General features: G+C 43.0%; 23 protein-coding genes and 1 pseudogene. 9 read left to right on the top strand and 15 right to left on the bottom strand.

Annotated features, from left to right (window positions below):
• Positions 1-63: 63 nt before the first annotated feature.
• Together BLR82_RS04320 and BLR82_RS20945 are read right to left on the bottom strand one after the other, a co-directional pair.
• Positions 64-1,035 (bottom strand): Gfo/Idh/MocA family protein, encoded by a 972-nt coding sequence (locus BLR82_RS04320; RefSeq protein ID WP_074597747.1) that lies wholly within the window; start codon positions 1,033-1,035, stop codon positions 64-66.
• A gap of 113 nt (positions 1,036-1,148) precedes the next feature.
• Positions 1,149-1,325, bottom strand: a complete 177-nt coding sequence (locus tag BLR82_RS20945) for a hypothetical protein (RefSeq protein ID WP_175486747.1) — start codon at positions 1,323-1,325, stop codon at positions 1,149-1,151.
• A gap of 533 nt (positions 1,326-1,858) precedes the next feature.
• Here BLR82_RS20945 and BLR82_RS20950 point away from each other — a divergent pair.
• Both BLR82_RS20950 and BLR82_RS04325 read left to right on the top strand, forming a co-directional pair.
• The gene (locus BLR82_RS20950) at positions 1,859-2,005 is read left to right on the top strand and encodes a hypothetical protein (RefSeq protein ID WP_175486748.1); all 147 of its coding nucleotides are present in this window, start codon (positions 1,859-1,861) and stop codon (positions 2,003-2,005) included.
• Between the two features lie 153 nt (positions 2,006-2,158).
• Positions 2,159-3,373 carry a Bcr/CflA family efflux MFS transporter gene (locus tag BLR82_RS04325; RefSeq protein ID WP_074597748.1) on the top strand — a complete coding sequence of 405 codons (1,215 nt, stop codon included), beginning with the start codon at positions 2,159-2,161 and terminating at the stop codon, positions 3,371-3,373.
• A 119-nt stretch (positions 3,374-3,492) separates the two neighbouring features.
• Here BLR82_RS04325 and BLR82_RS04330 read toward each other — a convergent pair whose 3' ends face one another.
• The 3 genes from BLR82_RS04330 to BLR82_RS04340 all read right to left on the bottom strand — a co-directional run bounded on the left by BLR82_RS04330 (position 3,493) and on the right by BLR82_RS04340 (position 6,315).
• Positions 3,493-4,818 (bottom strand): TrkH family potassium uptake protein, encoded by a 1,326-nt coding sequence (locus BLR82_RS04330; RefSeq protein WP_074597749.1) that lies wholly within the window; start codon positions 4,816-4,818, stop codon positions 3,493-3,495.
• 5 nt (positions 4,819-4,823) lie between these two features.
• Complete coding sequence (locus BLR82_RS04335; RefSeq protein ID WP_074597750.1) at positions 4,824-5,492, bottom strand: potassium channel family protein; 669 nt, start codon at positions 5,490-5,492, stop codon at positions 4,824-4,826.
• A gap of 205 nt (positions 5,493-5,697) precedes the next feature.
• The gene (locus BLR82_RS04340; protein WP_074598267.1) at positions 5,698-6,315 is read right to left on the bottom strand and encodes an NUDIX hydrolase; all 618 of its coding nucleotides are present in this window, start codon (positions 6,313-6,315) and stop codon (positions 5,698-5,700) included.
• A 180-nt stretch (positions 6,316-6,495) separates the two neighbouring features.
• Between BLR82_RS04340 and BLR82_RS04345 the strand changes: the two genes are divergently transcribed.
• Entirely contained in the window at positions 6,496-8,031 is a 1,536-nt protein-coding gene (locus tag BLR82_RS04345) for a multicopper oxidase family protein (RefSeq protein ID WP_074597751.1), read from the top strand.
• A 90-nt stretch (positions 8,032-8,121) separates the two neighbouring features.
• Here BLR82_RS04345 and BLR82_RS04350 read toward each other — a convergent pair whose 3' ends face one another.
• The 3 genes from BLR82_RS04350 to BLR82_RS04355 all read right to left on the bottom strand — a co-directional run bounded on the left by BLR82_RS04350 (position 8,122) and on the right by BLR82_RS04355 (position 10,808).
• Complete coding sequence (locus tag BLR82_RS04350; protein WP_074597752.1) at positions 8,122-8,925, bottom strand: AAC(3) family N-acetyltransferase; 804 nt, start codon at positions 8,923-8,925, stop codon at positions 8,122-8,124.
• Positions 8,926-8,953: 28 nt separating this feature from the next.
• Positions 8,954-9,115 carry a hypothetical protein gene (locus BLR82_RS20955; protein WP_175486749.1) on the bottom strand — a complete coding sequence of 54 codons (162 nt, stop codon included), beginning with the start codon at positions 9,113-9,115 and terminating at the stop codon, positions 8,954-8,956.
• A gap of 136 nt (positions 9,116-9,251) precedes the next feature.
• Complete coding sequence (locus BLR82_RS04355; protein ID WP_074597753.1) at positions 9,252-10,808, bottom strand: BCCT family transporter; 1,557 nt, start codon at positions 10,806-10,808, stop codon at positions 9,252-9,254.
• Positions 10,809-10,941: 133 nt separating this feature from the next.
• Between BLR82_RS04355 and BLR82_RS20960 the strand changes: the two genes are divergently transcribed.
• From BLR82_RS20960 to BLR82_RS04370, 5 genes and pseudogenes are all read left to right on the top strand, one after another.
• Positions 10,942-11,103 (top strand): hypothetical protein, encoded by a 162-nt coding sequence (locus tag BLR82_RS20960; RefSeq protein ID WP_175486750.1) that lies wholly within the window; start codon positions 10,942-10,944, stop codon positions 11,101-11,103.
• Positions 11,104-11,236: 133 nt separating this feature from the next.
• Positions 11,237-11,413: a hypothetical protein gene (locus BLR82_RS20735; RefSeq protein ID WP_175486751.1), complete on the top strand. Its 177-nt coding sequence runs from the start codon at positions 11,237-11,239 to the stop codon at positions 11,411-11,413.
• Positions 11,414-11,459: 46 nt separating this feature from the next.
• Positions 11,460-12,276, top strand: a pseudogene (locus BLR82_RS04360) (lipid II flippase Amj family protein).
• Between the two features lie 46 nt (positions 12,277-12,322).
• Entirely contained in the window at positions 12,323-12,892 is a 570-nt protein-coding gene (locus BLR82_RS04365) for a histidine phosphatase family protein (protein WP_074597754.1), read from the top strand.
• A 20-nt stretch (positions 12,893-12,912) separates the two neighbouring features.
• Entirely contained in the window at positions 12,913-13,386 is a 474-nt protein-coding gene (locus BLR82_RS04370; protein WP_074597755.1) for a GNAT family N-acetyltransferase, read from the top strand.
• A gap of 535 nt (positions 13,387-13,921) precedes the next feature.
• Here BLR82_RS04370 and BLR82_RS04380 read toward each other — a convergent pair.
• From BLR82_RS04380 to BLR82_RS04410, 7 genes are all read right to left on the bottom strand, one after another.
• Positions 13,922-15,640: a M56 family metallopeptidase gene (locus BLR82_RS04380; RefSeq protein ID WP_074597757.1), complete on the bottom strand. Its 1,719-nt coding sequence runs from the start codon at positions 15,638-15,640 to the stop codon at positions 13,922-13,924.
• A gap of 10 nt (positions 15,641-15,650) precedes the next feature.
• Complete coding sequence (locus BLR82_RS04385) at positions 15,651-16,715, bottom strand: LolA family protein (RefSeq protein WP_074597758.1); 1,065 nt, start codon at positions 16,713-16,715, stop codon at positions 15,651-15,653.
• Positions 16,705-18,177, bottom strand: coding sequence for a HAMP domain-containing sensor histidine kinase (locus BLR82_RS04390; RefSeq protein WP_074597759.1), 1,473 nt, complete (start codon positions 18,175-18,177; stop codon positions 16,705-16,707). Before BLR82_RS04390 ends, BLR82_RS04385 begins: the two co-directional genes overlap by 11 nt.
• Positions 18,174-18,884 (bottom strand): response regulator transcription factor, encoded by a 711-nt coding sequence (locus BLR82_RS04395; protein WP_074597760.1) that lies wholly within the window; start codon positions 18,882-18,884, stop codon positions 18,174-18,176. The genes BLR82_RS04390 and BLR82_RS04395 overlap by 4 nt, the downstream gene beginning before the upstream one ends.
• 182 nt (positions 18,885-19,066) lie before the next feature.
• Positions 19,067-19,444 carry a MazG nucleotide pyrophosphohydrolase domain-containing protein gene (locus tag BLR82_RS04400; protein ID WP_074597761.1) on the bottom strand — a complete coding sequence of 126 codons (378 nt, stop codon included), beginning with the start codon at positions 19,442-19,444 and terminating at the stop codon, positions 19,067-19,069.
• Between the two features lie 60 nt (positions 19,445-19,504).
• Positions 19,505-20,920: a hypothetical protein gene (locus BLR82_RS04405; protein ID WP_074597762.1), complete on the bottom strand. Its 1,416-nt coding sequence runs from the start codon at positions 20,918-20,920 to the stop codon at positions 19,505-19,507.
• Between the two features lie 237 nt (positions 20,921-21,157).
• On the bottom strand, positions 21,158-21,664 hold the full coding sequence (locus BLR82_RS04410; RefSeq protein ID WP_074597763.1) for a DinB family protein: 507 nt from the start codon (positions 21,662-21,664) through the stop codon (positions 21,158-21,160).
• A 304-nt stretch (positions 21,665-21,968) separates the two neighbouring features.
• Between BLR82_RS04410 and BLR82_RS04415 the strand changes: the two genes are divergently transcribed.
• Positions 21,969-22,499 carry a DinB family protein gene (locus BLR82_RS04415; RefSeq protein ID WP_074597764.1) on the top strand — a complete coding sequence of 177 codons (531 nt, stop codon included), beginning with the start codon at positions 21,969-21,971 and terminating at the stop codon, positions 22,497-22,499.
• Positions 22,500-22,519: the final 20 nt, after the last annotated feature.

Consider the following 22,519-nt stretch of genomic DNA (forward strand, 5'->3'; position numbering starts at 1 on the left):
CTTCCAGCACAAAAAAGCGCCACACAGAATATCCTTCCATGCGACGCCCTTCAAACATCCTATTCATTCAAAAGAATAATGCACATTGCCTTGCTTACGAACTTCGTCCATCAATTTCATGACATCGACAGATAACCGGAGGGTATCATTTTCACGGTTATTCGCAACGTAATCATTCATGGCTTCTACTTCATAATGGAACGCTTTTTCCGATTCGCCGGCTTCGATAACTTCTGTCCGATTCTCAGGGGTATAATAAATCGTTGCCTTGGTCGGGCGTTGATAGTCATCGACTTTAATGTACCCCTCTTCCCCTGCCACCAAGATGGTTTTCGGCATGATTGCCCGCAGTGTCATCGAAATGGTCGCCATTTCATCTGCTTTATTTTTCAACAGAATGCCTACTTGTTCATCCACTCCGGTTTGAAATTTTTTCACCGTACTCTCTACGTAGTCCGGCTGTTCCGATAAGAAAAACCGTGACAAGGATAACGCATACGTTCCTATATCCAGCATAGCGCCGCCAGCCAGTTCCGGGTTAAAAAACCGGTTGGCAGGATCAGGGTCTTTGTAACTCCCATGTGATACCTGGATCATTCGCAGTTTTCCCAGTTTGCCAGACTGCAAGATTTCCCTTGCTTTTCGGTACACCGGCATATGGAATATTGTCATGGCCTCCGCAACTACCAGATTCTTTTCTTCTGCCAACTCGACAATTTCCTGGAGCTGCTTCGAATTGACGGTAATCGATTTTTCGCAAAGCACATGCTTATTTTGTCTTAGACTCTCCATGATATATTGATAATGAAAAGTGTGAGGCGTCGCGATATATATAATGTCCAAGTCCTCGTCCTGCAGTAATTCATCGTAGCTGCCATAAACCTTGTCTATGTTATATTCCTCAGCAAATTGTTGGGCTTTTTCCAGCTTTCTGCCTCCAACTGCGGCAATTTTTCCATTCACTTCATTTATTGCAACCGCAAACTCTCTGGCAATTGTCCCTGGGCCAAGAATTCCCCAATTTTGTTGTGGCATTGTCCATCCCCCTTATAAGTTCCCCCTTCACGCAGGTGAAGCGGTTTCAATTAGCTGTTTTCTATTTCCTGCCATCCTCTTACGATGCAAGCCACCTTTAGAGAACGACTGATTCAACCAGCCATCAGAAAAATAATTTCAGTAAACTCATTACTAAATCGATTTAGTAACGCTCCAAAAGTGTCCCCTGCCTGCCATTTTAAGAGTAAGTAGCTTTGATAAAAAGTATACTCCCAGGGATAATAGAAGTCAATGAATGCGCTTCCTTTCTCTTTTATTTTTCCTGCCATTTTTAAATAGCTCTTCTCTCCGACTTTACCATTTTAATCTTTTTTCAGTTGATAGAAACTGCTAACTACCTCTGTCACTGCTTCCTCCTAGTTATATTCAGAATGAGTGCTAATCCAGCGCTGCGGAAAAACAATCGCTTTCCGTGGGAAGCAACTTCAGCCTCCTCGCTGGAAAAGCCAGCTGCGGGGTCTTCAGACTTTCCCACTGGAGTCTCGCATTTTTCCGCAGCGCTGTTCACCTTCTCAATAAAGGTTGGATGTCAGGAAGACTCATTAAGGTTAGTTCGCTGTTTATACCGTTTGTGCAAAAGGGAGAATCCTTTAAAATAAAGGCTCAAAAATAAGCGGATGTTCTTCCTTTCCCTATTTCTCTTCCTATAAGAAAATTAAAGAGTCTCAAATCATCTTTAAATATCACTTTAGCATCATATTCAGAAAATCAATCGAAAAATGATATTTTATTTATCGCAGAATGAGATATATAGTAAGTAGAATAAATTTCCCAAAACCATTAATAAAAAGGAGACTTTACAATGAGCCAAGCCCTTCGGAATAATCTGGAACAAGATTTATGCGAATTGGCATCTCTTAATGAAAACGAAGTGAACAACATGACGGACGCAGAAGTGGAATACTACCACTGGCTCTATTTAGAAGAATCCATTTATGATTTAATGTAAAACAAACAGGCAGTTGTCGGGTATCCTTCGACAGCTGCCTGGTTTTCTTTTCAGGATAATTCAATGGACAGCCGCGCCTTTCTGAATTAGACTATAATCTATTGATATTTAAAGAAAAAGATTGATCGATTGATGAAAGGTGTTTGGTAATTCATGCTGCAAAACCCAACTGGAAAAGAGCGTTTTTCGCTCGCTTTATTACTTGGAATGCTTGCCATAATGGGCCCACTGAATATTGATATGTATTTGCCCAGCTTTCCGGATATCGCTTCCGATTTACATGCAAGTGCTTCGCTTGTCCAGCTTAGCTTGACGACCTGTTTGATTGGGCTGGCAACCGGCCAGGTAATCATTGGACCAATCAGCGATGCAGTCGGGAGACGCAAGCCTCTTTTAATCGGAATTATGTTATTTGCCCTGGCATCGATACTCTGTGCATTTGCACCTAATATTTTCACACTGATTGCTGCCCGTTTTTTACAAGGAATGACTGCCTCTGCCGGTGTTGTCCTATCCCGTGCTGTAGTAAGGGACGTCTTTACCGGAAGAGAACTGACAAAGTTCTATGCCTTGTTAATGGTAATTCTTGCAGCAGCACCAATGATTGCCCCGATGGCAGGCGGTGCCATTCTCTTGCTTCCATTTGCCAGCTGGCACACTATTTTTTATTTCTTGAGCCTTCTCGGTTTATTGATCGTGATGACAGTTTTCTTCCGTTTGAAGGAGACTTTACCACCAGAAAAGCGGATTCCTAGTTCGATCGGTAATACTGTAAAGACAATGGGAAGCCTATTTAAAGATCGCTCGTTTATTGGCTATGCGATTATTGTCGGTTTTGTCCATGGTGGAAGTTTTGCCTATGTATCCGGTACACCGTTCGTTTATCAGGGAATCTATGGTGTTTCCCCGCAAGTATTTGGTATATTATTCGGGATTAACGGTCTGGCAATAATGTCTGGAAGTTCGATTGTCGGACGTTTTGGCGGCATCATCCACGAACGTAATTTACTTCGGATCGCAGTTTGTACCGCCGCTACTGCCACAGCGCTTATTTTGTTCATCAGTATTATCGAAGGTCCGCTTGCACTACTGGTCATTGCCATTTTTATTTACATGACCACCATGGGAATGACCTTGACCAGTTCGTTTACATTGGCAATGGAGCATCAAGGCCATCGCGCCGGCAGCGCTAGTGCAGTGTTGGGATTGCTTCCACTGATTATCGGGTCAGTAGCTTCCCCGCTTGTAGGAATTGATGAAACTTCTGCAGTTCCTATGGGTTTGATTCTGTTTATTAGTTCCTTTATCGGGTTTAGTGCCTTCTTTACGTTGACAAAGAAGCCTGCTGAAGCAAAAACGGAAAATTAATATTTATATTTCCTATTTTTTGAGGGCTGCCCATTGCGATTTTTAATGAATGGACAGCCCCTTTATAATCTATTACCAGAAGGACATTTGTTAATATACAGGCTTAAAAATCAAGATAATCAACCTGTCAGAATATCCTCTTTTGGATACCGGATATTCGCTTGTGAGGAATGCGCAAAAGAAAAAGCTAACGTAAGCGGACCGATTTTTCCAATCAGCATGATTAGGATAATTGTTATTTTCCCGACAGTTGTCAGGGTCGAAGTAAGCCCCATCGATAAACCTACTGTACCAAACGCTGAAACGGTTTCAAATACTATAGATATGAAGGTCGCATCCTCGGTTATATTCAAAATAAAAATACCGGTAACAATCAACCCTGAGCCAATGACAGTAATAGCCAACGCGCGGACGATTGTATTGTATTTAATGGCTCGCCGGAACATTACTACTTCATCATTTTCTTTCAAAAAGGCAAATACCGCAAAAATCAAAGCCAAAAAGGTGGTCAATTTGATTCCCCCGCCAGTAGAAGCACTTCCAGCCCCAATGAACATTAACAAAATAATGAAAAATAAAGTCGAATCATTCATACTCCCTATGTCTACGGTATTGAAACCCGCTGTCCTGGGAGTCACTGCCTGGAAATAAGCGGCCTGGAGTTTGTCCAAACCTGAAAGGGTCCCTAATGTACCAGGATTGTCATACTCTAATAGTAAGATGACCAGTATCGCAACACTATTCAATAAGAAAGTGCCAATTAGCATCAATTTGGTATGCAGACTTAAGCTGTTTGGATCTCCTTTTTTCCATATATCAAAGATGACAGTAAATCCAAGCCCTCCAATAATGAATAAAAGAGTAATCACAATGTTTACAATAGGATCAGCCGCAAACTCTGATAGACTATCAGACCAAATAGAAAAACCAGCATTGTTAAAGGCCGAAATAGAATGAAATAAACCAGCATATAGACCATGCTTCCATCCCATATCTGGAATCCAGCGTATGGATAACAGCATAAAGGCAATGCTCTCCATTACAATCGAAAAAATAAATAGCTTCTTTACCAGAGACACCACGCCGCCGAGGGATGTTTGATTCAAAGACTGGGTTACAATCACTCGTTCTTTAACACCGATTTTCCGCCCGATTATTAAAAAGATCAATACCGCAAAAGTCATAATCCCTAGTCCGCCGATTTGGATTAACAACAGAATAACCACTTCGCCGAAAGTTGTGAAAACTGCACCGGTGTCTAAAACTGCGAGACCCGTAACGGTCATTGCCGAAACCGCAGTAAACAAGGCGTCCAAAGTACTTATTGACTCTGTAGTTGCAATCGGTAGCTTTAACAAAACGGTTCCTATAAAAATAAACAGGATAAAAATCCCCAGTAAAAACCTGGGAGGACTGATATTAACAAGGTCATTCTTCATTATCATGGCAGTTATACTCCTCTGACTTCCAATCGGTTCAACCGTTCATTTTCCCCCATTATGATGAGGATATCCCCATGCTCAATCTTCGTATCAAGAGATGGTTCCATGAGAAGTGTCTCTTCATCCTTTTTGATCGCAACTGTGCGACAAAAATGTTTTTTGGTAATATTCAGGTCGCCTATCGCTTTTCCTTCCATGTCCTTCGTCGCGATCACCTCCATCATGCTATGTCGTTTGGATAGCTGTATATAATCGACAATTTGATCGGAGACAATATGATGGGCGATCCGCTTTGCCATATCTTGCTCCGGGTTGATGATTTTATCGACTCCTATTTTCTCTAAAACCTTTTGATGACTTTCATTCCTGGCCTTTACCCACACTTTCTTTACCCCCATCTCTTTTAACAACAGGGAGGCAAGGATACTGGATTGAATGTCCTCTCCAAAACTGATAACAGCACAATCAAAATTGCTGATGCCCACGGACTGAAGCGAATGTTCATCCACTGCATCCATCACCACAACATGGCTGGCGATTGCAGCGTATTCCTGTATGCGCTCCGGACTTTTATCGATTGCCAACACATCGATATCCGACTCTGCCAATTCCTTACAAAGCGTTCCGCCAAACCTGCCCAGTCCGATAATGGCGAATTCTTTTCTTGAAGGTTTCACTTCCAAAACTTCCTTTCCATATTGCCATGAAGCTACACATTTTGCTACCCATCATACTCCTATTTTGACGAAGATGGTAGTGCTTTTTCTGCAATTTTTTTTATATCTTTTCTATTCATACTTCACTTTCTTATATTCTTTCCTATATTATATAAAAACAAAAGAAAAAGACTGCCTAAGTGACAGTCTTCCGTACGTTTCCCACTCAGCCAGTCATCAATGATGCAAAGTGGGCGATTACTCTTGCCGTCAGTCCCCAGATAACTTTGTCCTCATATTGGTAAAAATATTCTTCCATTTTTAAAGGCCGCCACTCATAGTTCTTTCCGCCGGCTACCAGTTCGAATGGAAAATCTTCCTTTGGTTCGATGTGCATATTGACCTCATGAATAATAGGTTTCGTAGTTAAAAAGAAGGATAGTGGTACAGTAAATACTTCCTCGACCTCCTGCGGATTGAGACTGATGTCTGCCCTCTCCTTGATAAATCCTGTGAAGGGATACACGATCATTCCAAATGGGGAAACCATATAATCAATAGGATAAACATCCGTTATCTCTTCCGCTTTAATTCCAAGTTCCTCCACCGTTTCCCGAACAGCAGCCCCTTGTGCAGACTGATCGCTTGGATCAATTTTTCCACCTGGAAAGCAAATGTCGCCCGGCTGTCTTCTCAACGTGTGGGAACGAACCTCAAATAATACGTGCAACTCCCCTTCTTTTTCAATAAGTGGGAGCAACACGGCAAACTTGGCAAATTGTTCACTCCCTAATACAGCTGGCTCATGACCCTGTAATCTTTTTACTATCTGTGTTGGCTTCATTTCGTTCACCTCTGTTTTTCCTTTCCCCATTGTACCATGTTTAAAAATCGTACTGCATGGACTGGAACTTAAAATACATTCTCGACTAGTACAAAAACGGCAATTTGTTATATCAGCCTTTCCAATACTTGTGCGTCTGTCATCTACTATAGTAAATGCACCAAGACTGGAGATGAGACTATGAGTCCGACACTTGAGAAATTTGTGGATCAGCTGCCGATTATGAACGTTCTACAGCCAAATCACAGGACAAAGGACGGTCCTTACTACGAAGTAAGGATGGAAGAATTCCGACAAAAGCTGCACAGGGATTTGCCGCCGACGAGGCTTTGGGGATATAACCGTCAATTTCCCGGCCCTACCTTCGAGGTGAATCAGAATAAACCAATTCGTGTTCGTTGGATGAATCACTTACCGAACAGACACATTCTTCCAATTGACGGTTCGGTTCACAATGTCGCCAATGAACCGGAGGTGAGAACGGTCGTCCACCTGCACGGGAGTGAAACAAGGCCGGACAGTGATGGCTATCCAGAAGCCTGGTTTACGAACGGCTTTAAGGAGACCGGCCCATCATTCAGCCGTGAAGTGTATGAATACCCGAACCACCAGCGGGCTACTGCATTGTGGTACCATGACCATGCCATGGGGATTACCAGATTGAATGTTTATGCAGGGCTTGCCGGAATGTATATCATCCGCAGTGAACAGGAGAAAGCACTGCAACTGCCAGCAGGCAAATACGAAATACCTTTGCTGATTCAAGACCGTTCTTTTAACCAAGATGGCTCCCTGGCCTATCCACGTCAGCCTGATGACGCGGCGGACAATCTACCGAATCCATCGATCGTGCCAGCCTTTCTGGGTGATACGATTGTGGTGAACGGAAAAGTGTGGCCATATTTAGAAGTGGAACCTCGTAAATACCGTTTTCGTATTCTCAATGGTTCGAATACGAGGGACTATCAGCTGTCGCTGGATTCCGGCCAGTCTTTTTATCAAATCGGTTCGGACGGCGGATTGCTGAAGAGAACAGTAAAATTGGAACAAATCGGGGTCGAACCAGCTGAAAGAGTAGATGTTATTGTGGATTTTTCCAAGCTAAAGGGAAAGACAGTAGTGATGAGAAACAACCTTGGAGCCAACGCCGACCCAAATGATCCGACCGGGGAAATCATGCAGTTCCGGGTGACAAAACCACTCTCGAGAAAAGACACAAGCAAAATTCCTCGGCATTTATCTCGAATACCTTCCCTTAAACAAAACAATATTACTGCTATCCGTCAATTAAAGTTAGTCGGTTCCACCGATGAGTATGACCGGCCACTGCTACTGTTGGACAACAAGAAATGGCACGATCCTGTAACGGAGAAACCTGAACTCGGAGCTACCGAAATATGGTCATTAGTCAATGTCACGAATTTTACGCATCCAATCCATATTCATCTTATTCAATTCCAAGTACTTGATCGACAGCCGTTTGACCTGGAGCGTTATAACAAGGACGGCAAAATTGTCTATAGCGGTTCAGTAACTGCACCCGCTCTGAGTGAACGCGGCTGGAAGGACACGATTGCAGCCCCATCTGCTCAAGTCACACGTGTCATTGCCAAATTCGCTCCATATACCGGCGATTATGTCTGGCATTGTCATATACTGGAGCATGAGGATTATGATATGATGCGACCTTTTACTGTGATAAACCCTGATGAGTGAAACAGGGTAGACAAAAAGCCAAAGAACGGATACTCTTTGGCTTTTCTGAATAAAAAAGATTACGAAGAAATTATTATGTAGTGCCGTTTTCTAATGTTTGTTTTTCAACCACTGACGGGCGTAATCGACCATCGGGCGCTGTCTGATGAGCTTTACCTCAGCAGCCCCGACTTTAGCTGCAGCTACCGTGTGAGTTTTTTCATAATCACTTCCCAACTCAGCAAACAATTCGGAGTCATAATCGATTTCTTCATATGTTTTCCAAACTCGTTTGTCATCTTCCAGAAGTGCTGTCCCCTTTTCCACTTTCTTCTTGTGCGGAACGGCATGTTCTGCCAGGTGAAGGGAGGTATTGCTGTCATGGCCGACACCAAGCAACAGAATAAATCCATCCAACCGATAGATTTTTGCCAATGGGGAACCCTCGCCAAATCCTGCAGTCAATGGTTGTTCAAGGATAATCTCCTCCGCATGCTTTCCCCAGGCAGTAAACGAGTAAGTCGGATGATTGCTCCTTTTGACTCCCGAAAAGCTGCGAAACGCTTCGGCAATATCGCCCATGCCTCTCGTAGGAGTGTATTCTGGGTCAAAGGCTGGCATTTCATCTCGGATAACCGGCCACCATTCTTTTGGTACCGGAGGCATCTCCCAAGCGCTCGGATCAGAGTTTTCTGCTGTCTGCGCAGGCATGACAATCGTCCCTTCTTTTCCAACTGAATCCATCAATGCTTGAATAACAGCAGTCGGTCCGCCGCATACCCAGCCCAAGGAACGAAGCGATGAATGGACAATCACTACCATCCCCTCTTTTAAACCTAATTCTTTGAACTGGTAATGCAGGCTTGAACGCGTATTAGGTCTGTCGATTTTTTGCACTGCTGTTGCTTCGCTCATAGACCCGTCCCCCCTCTTTTTCTCTAATTTATAATCGGGTATATTCTTTTTCTTCTTCCAGCTCTTGTTTGACCTGCTGCTTTAATGCCTCAAGTTTCGCTGACTTTCTAAAGGTAAGAAGAGACAATACCTTCAGAAAATAATATTTTCCATACTTATCATTAATATCTTGCTGAATAATCTTGTCCATTCCTCTAATCCTTTCCTGTGGTATCCATCACCCTTCCCTCATCTTACCGCTTTTTCTATAAGGAATAAAGGGCTAGAAGAAAGCCGGAAGTAAATTCTTCCGGCTTTCCTAACCCACCATAAAGGAGCGGTTGTCTTTATTCTTTTTCTCGTCTATCTGCTTCTTTACTAATCCGGCGGAAACGTTTGACATCAGCCTTACGCACGGGGAGTGGTTCCTTGCTAAGCAGCTTGATAATCGCAACGATAAGAAACAATAAGATGATCGTAAATGGCAAAGCAGCGATCAGGGATGCCGTCTGCAAGGCTTCCAATCCCCCGGAAAACAATAATACAGCAGCGATTGCTGCCATTAAAAATCCCCAAACAAACTTGGCGAACTTCGGTGGATGCAGGCTTCCAAAAGCCGTCATGCTTCCAAGAATATAGGTGGCAGAATCGGCGGACGTAACAAGAAAAGTAAAAATCAACAAGATAGACAAAATCGACATCAACAGGCTGAGTGGGAGATGATTGAATAACTGAAACAGTGCAGTCGCAACATCCTCATTGACTGCTTCAGCTATATCGGTTCCCTGATTTAAATCCAGCCATAATGCTGTTCCGCCAAAAGCCGCAATCCACAAGCAGGCTATCAAGGGTGGAATCACCATCACGCCCAAAATGAATTGGCGAATAGTCCGGCCCCGGGAGACTCTTGCTACGAACGCACCCACGAATGGCGACCAGGCAATCGCCCATGCCCAGTAAAATATCGTCCATTCCCTGACCCAAGTCCCCTCTTTGTAGGGCTGCATCCGAAAACTGTAAGATACGAAATTGGCGAAATAATCACCAATTCCCAGTGTGAAGGTTTCGAGGATAAACACCGTGGGACCAACAATAAACACGAATAGCAGCAGGCCTAATGCCAGTCCGAGATTAAGGTTGCTTAAATAACGGATTCCTTTATCAAGCCCCGTAGCCGATGAAAACATATAGGCCACCAGCAGTACGGCCATGATGATCACCTGGACCGTACCGGAGTTCTCTATTCCCATAACGGAGTGCAGTCCACCGTTCATCTGTAGAACCCCCAGCCCGAGCGAAGTGGCAATACCCATAACGGTTGCAATGACCGCAAGTGAATCGATTGTATTCTTCACGAGCGGATTGTTTCCGGATACCGGCTGTAACGCAGTTGAAATCAAGCCGTTTTCCTGCTTACGGAATTGATAAAAAGCAATCACCAATCCAACGATGGCAAAAACGGACCACTGACTTACTCCCCAGTGGAAAAACGCGTAACCCATTGCCACTCTTGCTGATTCATCGGTCTCCCCTTCCATTCCGATAAATGGTGTGGTGAAAAAGTGACTCATCGGTTCAGCAACTCCCCAAAACACCAGTCCTACCCCGAAGCCTGCCGAGAATAGCATTCCTACCCAAGTAAAGAACGGAAATTCGGGTTTTTCCCCATCCTTGCCTAAACGGATAGCACCGAATTTACTGACAGCCAACCCAACTAAAAAAACGATCAAAATAAAAACGCCAAATAAATACAACCAGCCAAAATTAATCGCAGTAAAATCGAACAGTCGATTCGCAACAGCTCCGAATCCTTTCGGCATCAGAGCGCCTAAAATAACCAATGCAAATATGATGACCGCAGATACGGAAAACACAGGATTCCGCCAAATATTATTTTTCTTCACTGTGAATGACCTCCCTGACCAGTTGAATGTTAGCTTTACTATTCTTTCCTGTTTCTCTTTACTTATGAGAATCAGAATGAGGAGAGTAAGAACCAATTGGTCAGGAAAAAATAGCAGTACAGGAGGTATCCAAATGGAAAAACGATATGACGAATACCGAACTGGGCAAGGGGTTCCTGTAGGCGGGCAGTATCAATGCCAGTCCGGGGGAAAAGTGACTTTCAAGGAAGGGGAGTCTTTTCCGATGTGCCCGGTTACTGGTGAAGAAACCACTTGGAGACATGAAGATAAGTAAACTATCCAAAAAAACAGAGGCCCATTTACGTTAAAGATGGGCACTCTGTTTTTTTATGATCGAATGCGCCTCTTATTACTAGGAAATTTATGTTAAAATTTACTCAAATGTTTTTATTAGGAGGCTGAAATTTTTGAGAAGGTTCTCCCTATATATCGGCATCTTGTTAGGATTTACGATCGCCTTCCTCTTTGCAAGCATTTGGAAGAATGATTTTGACTGGGGCTGGTGGATAGGCATGATGATGGGCGGTACGATCGGGTGTTTGATAATCGATTTGTTAACAAAGCGTTGGAGTCAAAATAAATGACCTGTTATTGCCTCCAAAATAAACAGATAGAAAAGAGCTAAAAATAGTGGAATTAATCACAGAAAAATTACTACTCATCTCCTTGTTTATCTTTATTATCCATTCGATAGAAACGTTGGCTTATGCAGTTCGTTTTATCAGGAGCGAGAGTCATGCTGCTCGCATCTGCTTTGTCTTTGTTCAACCTGATGGTCATGGTATCCCGCCTGGCAAACATGATGCAGCAGCCATTTACTGGAAGCCTGATTGATAATGCCCCAACAACCGATCCATTAACATTTGTAGCAGCACAGTTCCGATTTATTATCGGTTCTGCAACGGTCGGAACGATAGTTGGAATGCTTTTACTTCCCACTTTCATTGCGATTTTCTCCCGAGCAATCATTCACTTGTCAAAAGAAAGAGGCTCGATACCAGCACTTTTGTGGAAGGGATTTACGTTTGAATACATAAAACGCGGAAGAAAGCATATCCATCTACCCAGAATATCGTATTTAAAAGACATACACTGGAAAGACATCCCGGTTCAATTGTTTTTAACTAATATGGTCATCACCGCCATCTATACAATCGGTGTGTTAGCAGCCTTGTATGCTGCACTTCTGGCTCCGGAAAGAGCGTTGACAGCAACTATGGCTTCAGGTTTGATTAATGGCATAGCAACAATTCTGCTTATCATCTTTATTGATCCAAAAATCTCGATTATCGCAGATGATGTCATCAATAAAAAAGGCAATTATTTAAACCTTAAAGGCGTATCGTTAATGATGATTTTCTCCCGGCTGCTCGGAACCATATTGGCACAATTCCTGTTCATCCCAGGTGCAGAATATATTGCCTGGTTTACTAAATTTTTTGTTTAAAAGCTATTAATCTTTAAAATAAGTATAGGAATAGGAGGCCATTTAATTGGGACAATTACTATTGATTAAACACGCAAAGCCGATCATCTCCTCTTCCATTCCATCCTCAAACTGGGTGCTCTCAAATGCGGGGATTAAGCAGGCAGCAAAGTTGGCTCCCTTCCTTGATAAGTATGACTTCAGCACGATTTTTACAAGCGAGGAACCAAAAGCTATTCATACTGCGAGAATTATTGCAACAGAGTTGAATCAACAAGTTGAAATAAAAAAAGGGTTACATGAACACGAACGCCATCAAAATCGGATAATTTATCCAGAAAATGAGTGGCAGTCTATAATCAAGTCTTTTTTCGACTGTCCAAACGATTTAGTTTTCGGAGCAGAAACAGCTTCTGAAGCATTTGACCGGTTCGATGCTGCGGTAAAATCATTGATCCATAGTCAATCCAGGCAGGAAGACATGGTTATCGTTGCGCATGGAACAGTGATCTCTTTATTCGTTGCAAGATATAATCTCGTAAATCCGTATGAAATTTGGCAAAAGCTCGGTATGCCTGCTTATGTAAAACTTGACTTAAAAACCTTTCAACTGCAAAGTGTTCAGAATATGGAATAAATGATTTTGAGGAGGTACCTATGCACATTCGAAATGTAAGAAGTTCAGATTTTGAAAAAATCAGTCCCCTTATTAATAACTGGTGGGGTGGCAGGGCCATGGAGGATAAACTTCCAAAGCTCTTTTTTGTGCATTTTCAGCCGACCAGTTTTATTATGGAGGAGGATGAAAAAATCATCGGCTTTCTGATTGGCTTCCTCTCACAAACCAATTTAAATGAGGCATATATCCATTTTGTCGGCGTCGATCCCGATTACCGCAATCAGCATATCGGCACACAACTTTATGAGCGATTCTTCCAAACTGCCGCCGGTCACGACAGAAGCATGGTCAGGGCTGTCACTTCTCCGATAAACAAGACGTCCATTGCCTATCACACCCGTTTAGGATTTGAAATCGAAAAAGGAGACAAGCAGGTAGAACATATCGACATACATTCCAACTATGAAGGAAATAAACAAGACCGGATTTTATTCTGTAAAAGGCTTCACTAATTTGTACTTTAGGCACTTTTATTTAGGAGAAACTTATTAGCCAGATTGTTAAGCTATTACTTGGTGTGGGGATCGTCTTCTTTGTATTGGTGACCTTCCTTGTTTTTACAAGCTTTAAAAACAAAAAGTCATTAAAATATAAGATAAGGACTTTCTATGAACCTACGAACAGAAGGGAAGGATTAAAAATTAAAATACAAAAAATCATGTATGGCTTCGGTATATTTTCGTTTATCACTATAGTGCTCCACTTTTGGGGATATTCACCGGAATACACAAAGGACGAACTTGTATCAGGTGTCGTATTCTTTATAATAGCAGGTATTGTTTATTTTCTATTTGTCTTTTTCTTTTTTAAGGGAGAGACCGGTAAAAAAACAGTTTTTTGGGGATTAATAGTCGTCATCTTCATCCTCCTTTACTTATTATTTACTAGGGATTTTGAGAAAGAACACGCGCTGATTCATTTGGCAGGAAGCACTATCCTCTCGGCATAACGAAGCAAAAGCTTGAAAGGAATTCAAGCTTTTGCTTTCTACTTTTTCCGGTAAAAAGATTCTTTCCACCTGGATATAAACCAATACTTACAGACCGCTATTCCCCATCCGCACGGTTGTGAATGCAAAGCCTGAATGCGCCAATACATCGGCGGATGGGGCATCATTTGAAATTCCACAACCCGCAGCCACCATGGTGACCGGTCAAGCGAGGATTCCTTCACCATCTCGCTCTGTTTTGTTTCGCTGTAACCGACGCTCTTCAATGCTGCCTCGTCTTGTTTGACAGCGATTGCCGTCATGCTCTCCGCCATCTGCTCCGTACCTCCATCTAAATAAGAGGAACCAAGAAAATCGGCACGGACTTCGCACCATTGCGACAACAAAGATTGAAAAACAGGAAACAACATAAACATCAGCCAGAAAACGAAGAATAATGGCGTCTTAACAGCTTCGATGTCGGAAATGTTTTCCGCAATGACGAATACAATGCTTACATATCCGAGCAACAAGAGCGCGTTGGCAATTTGTTTCCACATCACGTCTCTCTTTTTAACATGAACTGCCTCGTGAGCCAGAATCCCCTCCAAAACAGTTGGAGGAAGCTTTAATGTTGTTGAAGTCAACGTAACCAGTGAATGGCCGATGTTCATTCCGGCGGCCAAGCCGTTATATTCGTCTGATTCTGTTACATAGACTTTCACATTTGGAATTCCCGCCCGTGAAAACACCTTCCGGGCAGCCTTGATCACGATTGGATCTTCTACTTCTTTTGCATCCATCGCTGTTTTCAACACCCTGTCGGAGATGTATAGATTGAAAACCCAATAACAACCAGCCAAAAAAGCCATCATCATCGGAGGAGCCTTTAAAAAATAAAGTAGCAAAACCAGCCCAGTATACGCCGATATCCCCTTGACTGTCATCGCAAAGTAAAGCTTTCCGAATAATCTCTTTATGTTTTTACGATGATAAAACGGCAACACCACTAGCTCTTGATCATCTCCGGTTTGGTTGGCGGTAAAGTTTGTCAACCGCTTTTGCCACTGTTCCGCTTGCTCAACGGTCATATACACGCTTTCTCCCGGAAACTGGATTCGAAGCACCCTTTGCATCGATGTAGTAAAGTCAACCCTGCTAGTGAATAGGGTGAAATAAGGATGAAGCTTTAGCAAATCCACTGCAGACTCCACCGCAACAGACTCGGCATCCTGCAGCGTGTATGTACGTGCATGGAACCAGGAAATAATATAGAGCTTTTGCTCCGCTTCTCCATAATAAAATCGGACTTTTTTCCAGTCAATCACTCTTTTCACCAGCATAGAAAGCGATGGAAACATGCCGAAAACAATCACGAAATGAAGCGGACTTTCTTTTGGTCCATAGAAAAGAAACAAGATAGCCCCGGCATATACGATAATGACAAAAACTAAATCGAAGGCTATCCGGGAGCTACTACGGACGGTAATAATCTGTTCCACACCAGCCGTGTCCAATTCTCGCTTTACCTCTCGATACTTTTCTAATCCCCTGGTCAGGGTGAAGCCAGAAGACCATCCACTCGCAAGAAACGAAAAGTAGAGGAATCCGTCCGTAGAGGGATTCAAATAAAAAACGATACCTGTTACGAGCAGGGCTGCAACCCCTTCGGCCGCTATGCCCAGCTTTTTGTTTTTCTTTCCGGCCAGAAGACCGATTAAATGGGTCGTCAGTCCGAGAAAAACACATACAATAATTTCATAAAAACCCGGCAGCATACATTCTCACCTACATTTCGGAACGCATTTTCATCGTTTCAGTTAGCTGCAAAACTTCTTCAGTCGTCATATCCGGATGTTCCATCAGCAGGGAATAACGAAGCCCTTGTTCATCCCAACTGATTCCGCGGATTTCATCCATTTTTTCGGCATCCTTGCCACGTACTTTCAATTTCCCGTCACCCAAAGACATCCCTTCCCCTTCGGGAGTCGGAAATACCGAAATAGAAAAAGATGGGACACCATCTTGAAGATAATAGAATGTGACCTCTGTCCGATTTATTTCGCCACCGATTTTGTCCATCTCAATCCGATCCAAGTCCTGTTTCTCATCATCTACTAGGAGAAATTCCGTTCCCAAGGCTTGTTCTGCCTCCTCCAAGGAAGCCGGGACAGCCATCCCCTCCTCTAGGTCAGATACTTCTACATCTTCCGGCAAATCTACCAAAAACGTATCATCTGGAAAACCCGGCTCTAAATCAAGCTTTGTGTATTCCACACTTGTCTCGATATCGGCGTTTTTTTGTTTCATTTTGACAATGAACCAGTTTCCCTGTTCGACCCAAATATCCATGTCCCCCAATAATCCATCTTCCTTACTGGTTAGTTTTAGATGATAGGTCTCCATATCCAAAATGGTATCTTCACTGACCAACTCCGTATCGTGTGTATCCTTGACCACTTCAAGCATGCTCAGTAACTGCTCCTTCTGCGTCAAAGCAGCAGGCAGTTCACCAGATGATAAGTCCATGCGCTGAGCTGATTTACTCCCCTCCTCATACATGGTCATGGATTCCCCATCCAAAATTGCTATCGACCTTTTGCTTGTGGCAGGTTCTTCCGTAATCACTTTTCTTTGCCCATTCCGGCCTGCATATTCCTCAAAGGTTGTCTTTTCAACTGTCTCACCATCTTTAATTGATACCCTGCCCTCTCCATAATAGGCAAGGGGTTCTTCACTTTCAGCCAACATTTTTGTAAAAATTTCCTCCGAGGACACACTCACCTCTCCTTTACACCCTGTCATGACAATTAACAACCATAATCCGATACTCAACCAAGCTCTATGCCTCATCTTTTTGTTCTCCTTCTCTCAACCAGCATGCGATCAAGGTTCCATAGCCATCTTCAGACCATAAACCGATTTTCCCGCCGTGTTGTTCGATTATTTTCTTCGCTATACTGAGCCCAAGTCCTGAGCTACCGTTTGCCCTTGCATCTTCCCCTTGAACAAAGGGGAGGAAAATTCGTTCCTGTAACTCCTTGGGTATTGCTTTTCCATGGTTTTGTATCAACAGCAAGGTCCCTCCTTTCCAAAAGGATTCCAGCTCCCTATGAAAAGGATGGAACACCCATTCCGGTAATGGACAATCACTGGAAACGACGGCAAGCCACAGGTTCTTACCAGGCGGAGTGTGGCGGATACTGTTGGACATTACGTTATCCACCACCCGCATCATCTGTCCTGGGTTCAAACAGTATGTATTTGCTGCACATACTTCCGTATGGAGTTTGATTTTGTTTTGGGTGCACGGTTCTTCATAACCATTTAACAGCATGTCAAAGAATTCTTCACCATCCACCAGTACTTGTTCAGCCTCTTTTTCTTCCGATTGCAGGGAGGTGTACAACGACAAGTCTTGTAGCAGCTGCTTCATGTATGCTATTTTATTGAATAAAATTTCTGCATACTCCAGTCTTTCTTCTTCCGACAGCAACCGTCCTCCCCACAAACTCTCCGAGTACGCCTGGATGACCGTTAAGGGTGTCTTTAAATCATGGGAAAGGGCAGCCACGATAAATTGCTTTTCTTGCTGCTGTTGAACAAGTTCCTGCCTTGTTCTCTCTATTTGTTTTTTCATTTGATAGAAATGGGCAATCAATTCACCGATCTCGTCACGAGAATGGTTCCATTGATCGTTTAACGGCTCCCCATTGGCAAATGCCATCATATTCTCGCGCAATTGGCCAAGCGGCCGGGTTAGCTTGCGATGAAGAAGCCAGATAACCGTGCCATAGACAAGCACAACAAACAAGCCGAGAATACCGCCGACCATGATGGTTCTGTTGTTCACACCATCTATCCATACATCCCTTGGAAGCGTGATTTCGTAAATGCCTGTCAACTCTCTATCATGAAAGACTGTTTGTTTCAACGAATAGGTACGAGCATGCTTGCTCAAGTGATTCAATCCACTGTAAAGGCGGGAAGTGTCTACCTGCAAGAGTCTGCCAGCATATGAATCATCCCATGAAGAATAGAGGGTAATACCGTCGGGACGATAAAGCGTGATTCGAATGGAGCCTGTCGCCGCTTTCTCGATTTCCTGATAGTTTTCCCGAGGCTGAATGTGATATAGTTTTTCCTCCTGCAGGATAGTCTCCAACTCCTCCATTTGCTGTCTCGCCGCTACAAACTCCCGAAGATCCTGACGACGATCAAAGTGACTGATGCTTATGTATAATCCATACACGGCTGCGAAAGGCAGAAGAAGTACGATCAAGTAACTTAAAGCAAGCCAGGTTTTTATCCTCATTCAATAGACTCCCCGATGAAGCGGTAGCCGACACCCCATACTGTTTCAATGTATTTTGCCGATCTTGTTTCATCCTTTAATTTCGTACGCAGACTTTTGATATGGACTGTTACTGTATTGTTGCCTTGTAGTTCCTGCTGCTCCCAAATGTGATGGTACAACTCCGATTTTGAAAAGGTTTTAAACGTATTTTTGGCAAGTAAGAATAGTAACTCCCTTTCTTTCGCAGATAAAGGGACGACAACCTTATCCAACCTGATAACATTGTTGGTAAAATCGATTTCCAACCCACCGGAGAAAAATTGCTTATCAGCATGTCCGGTTTTATTCCTGTACCTGCGATATCGGCGGAGGTGTGAACTAATTCGCGCGCTCAATTCACCTAGACTGAATGGTTTGGTTAAATAATCGTCCGCACCTAAATCCAGCCCTTGTATTTTGTGCTCCTGCTCTTGCCTTGCACTCACGATCAAAAGCGGCACATCACTTTCCAGGCGGATTTTTTCGCTTAATTGAAAGCCATCCATTTCTGGAAGCATCAAATCGACCAAAATCAAATCAAATCTGCTATTTTTAAATTCATCCCATCCCTCGCTGCCAGTGGATGCCCATGTCGGAAGGTAACACTCTTGCCGCAGGTGATCCATCATAACTCTGGCAATCTCTGCATCATCCTCGACGATTAATATTTTTTCTTGATTTGTCATTACCAGACCCCTCTTTCACGTTCTATTATAATGGCGGGTATTAGCTTTAGAGAAAATCTTTATAAATGCTTAATAAATTGAAAGTCAACTTCTTCATTATAGAAGAAACTCCTATTGTATGGATGTCTAAAATAAAGAAAGGACCACCCTCAGTCATCGAACATGACTTTGGGCAGTCCATTTCAGCTTTTCCTGCCATCCTTATTTTTCCGATGTTTCACTTCTTCCATTTTCTTATAAAAACTGTCCTCTAAATCTATCTCAAAATAATTCGCCATTTTGGTTATGTAAGCAACACAGTCAGCGAGTTCTTTTCCGACATCCTCTTTAACGTGAGCCTTAGCCCTATCAAACGCTTCCTGTTCTGCCTTGCCCTCTTGAATAGCTTTATTTGTAAGATTAAAAGCCTTTCTAAACTCTTCGGCCACCTCTGCCACTTCCGTTGTCAGCAGCATATAGTTATTTAATAAATCTTCCCTGCTTGCTTCATAGCTTTCCTTCCTGATTTCCCAGCCCATTTCCTTCTGAAAAGAATCTGCATCTTGCTGCAATTGTTTCATTTTTTCACCCTTCCTTGCGAAAAACGTTTCCAAACGTCTTTCAGCCTGCTTTTCTTCAGCTTAATAAACAACATACCACATAAATTGGATATAGGCTTGAACCATGAAATAAAAAACAATGCTGTAGCCAAGGTTGAAACGAAAGCCGTTTTTCAGAATGCTCAATCCGTTCGTTGCACTCAAAATAATGATGGGGAGAATGACCGGCGACAGCAGAACCGATATGACGCTCCCAGAGGTCAACGACAACACAACCAACTCCGGAGGATATGGCATATCCACATGCTGGAGAATTCCGGCAACCAAAACGATGACCGTCAATGGACCCAAGCCCAAAAACCCTAGAAGGATGGTTGTGAATGGCAAGATGACTAGGAAATTCATGAACGGTACAGCATCCTCTAAATAAAACAACCCTTCTACCAAGTAGTTGCCTATACCCGACTGATTGACTGCATAGATTAGCATCCCGGCAGCAAGCAGTAGACTGAATTGCTGGGATTTGTATTTCATGTCCACCCCAAAATATTGCTTTGCCTGGCCTATAAGACTTCCTATTCGTTTTTTAAGGATAAAGTAACCACAGGTCCATACGATAATGACAGGCGGGATGACTATTAATAATCCCCACCCTAGGAAGATATGAAGAAGAAAAATAGTCGTAAACAATGAGACAAACAGGATGGCGAATTCCAGTACATGTTTTCTTGTATGGTTTTCTTGTTCATTTGATTTTACCAGTCTATCAATCTCAGATTTAATTCCTGCTGTAAAGTTTATTCCATACTGTTTTTCTTTTCTTGCAGCAAACCATACAGCCAATCCAGTCCCCGCGAGCGAAATCATCAGCCCTTGGGCGATTGTTCCTCCCAAAGATGCGTCCAAATGGTCGACGGCAAATGCAAAACTCGGTATGCTGACAACCCAAAGTGTTGTCAACGCAAAGGAACGCAACAAGGCAGTACCCTTGAAATATTCCCAGGCCTCGCCCGTTTTGTCGCGAAGAAACGCATGGATAAATTGATACATCATCGGAATACAGCCAAACAGCAGAAAATAGGCAATAAGCTGATTGACCAACATGATGCCAAAATAAAACTTTCTGCTAGTATCCAGAAAATGGTGGGCAGCATTCATAATACTGTCAATGTAAGGTTCCTCACGCAGAATCCAGCCTATGACCGGAACAATCAGCAATAAAGCAATCAGGCTGCGCATCTGAATGATTCCTTCCAGAAGAAAGGAAAGAAAAGAACCGCCTGACGCTAGTTGAATAGAGGTTGCCACTGCCAACAAAAACAATGGAACCGTAAACGAGCGGAGCGGTAAAATCAATGCAGCAAAAAGGACAGCTGCAATTCCTGCCACAGACAAAATCCATTCCCCTGCATAAGAAGGAGTCAAAAAGGTAACATAATGCATCACAGCATAGATAAGGACGGCTGCCGCAAACCCTGAAGCAGCAATACTTTTCATATTAAAAACTCCTAAACTAGTTGAATCACGATTCTGTTTCTCCATTTTATTATAGCATGATAAAGGAACAACCCTTATCTGATCGAAAGCCATTGCGCATTTTGTAATCGGAATGAAAGCCTCGGCTTGATACCCAAGACGGAAATTCTTCACTGCCGTCAGAAAAAGGGGAGCTGATAAAAACATCCAAGGACAATCAAATTGTATTTCCCATAATGGCATGAGCTTGTCGATCTATTATTCCACCATTTTTCTCTGAATCCGTATCTGCCCCCTGTGATTAATTTCATCCTCCATTACATGGAACCAGATAAAAAAGTGATTAGAAGGCTGACCATCCCATTGTATATCCTCATAAAGCAATTTATCATTCCGCAGCCGGAATTCCGCCAATGTTCTTTGACGAACTTTAACAAGTTTATCAAGATAAAAATCAAGAGGATTTCCATTAATTTCAGATCGACCTTGATGCCCAAGGCTGTAAGCAGCTCCCCGCTCGGTCTTTTCCTCATCATTTGGGCTTCGTCCATCAAATACTTCTATTTGGAAACCGACTTCTACTGCTGCCATATGTAGTAACAAGGCACCAATACTATTGCTTTTTTCCGTTGGCAAGTAATCGAGCTGCTCCGTCGAAAGGCCACTAACAGCATCGAGTGTCGTCTTTCTTGCATACTCCATCATCGACACAAGATGTCCGATTTGGGGTGTGTAACCCGATTTTTCTCTTACTTTATAATCCATAATTGACTCCTTTCGTTACGTCTTATCAAAGTCTTCTTTGCTTATATTACTCTCTAGATAAGACACTCACTTCCCCCCTTTCCCGGGGAATATAAGCGAAAGAAAAAGGGACAAGTAGCATAATTACAGAAAAATGTTTGCCATCCCAATACCTATCCTTCACAATGCTTCTTCATAGTTAGTCTAACAAATTTTTCTAAAGTGAAAACAGCAAATTACAGAAGGATATCCCTGTAATTTGCCGAATGAAACAAAGAACCGGAAGCATAAAATAAATGTACGTAATCTGGAGAGGAGCTGGAAAATGAACTTTCGGATAAACGAGTCAATCGAAATTCTCGAACGAACACCTCACACCCTAGGAGCCTTTTTGACAGGATTATCTAACGGCTGGCTTCATTGTAATGAGGGCCAAGGGACTTGGAATGCTGATGAAGTAATCGGCCATCTTATTGATGCGGAAAAAACAAACTGGGTGCCGCGAATCAAAACTATTTTAGACCAAGGGGAAGATACCTCCTTTCCACCCTTTGATCGGTTTGCCCACTTGAATCAATCGGAAGAAAAAACGGTTGATCAAAAGTTGGAGGAGTTTAAAACACTGAGAGCCGAAAACATCTCTCTTATTCAACGGCTTATTGTTTCTGAACAGCAGTTTGAATGGATCGGCAACCACCCGGCCTTTGGTGAAGTGAAACTCCGGGAACTGCTTTCAACCTGGGTAGTTCACGATTTTACCCACATTTCTCAAATCGTCCGGGTGATGGCAGAACGCTACCGTACTGATGTAGGACCCTGGCAGGAATACTTGGGCATTCTTAACCGCTCCAAGTAACAAATGTCCAGAGGGGAATG

The organism is Sediminibacillus halophilus, assembly GCF_900103695.1.
In the GTDB taxonomy this organism is placed as follows: Bacteria; Bacillota; Bacilli; order Bacillales; family Amphibacillaceae; genus Sediminibacillus; species Sediminibacillus halophilus.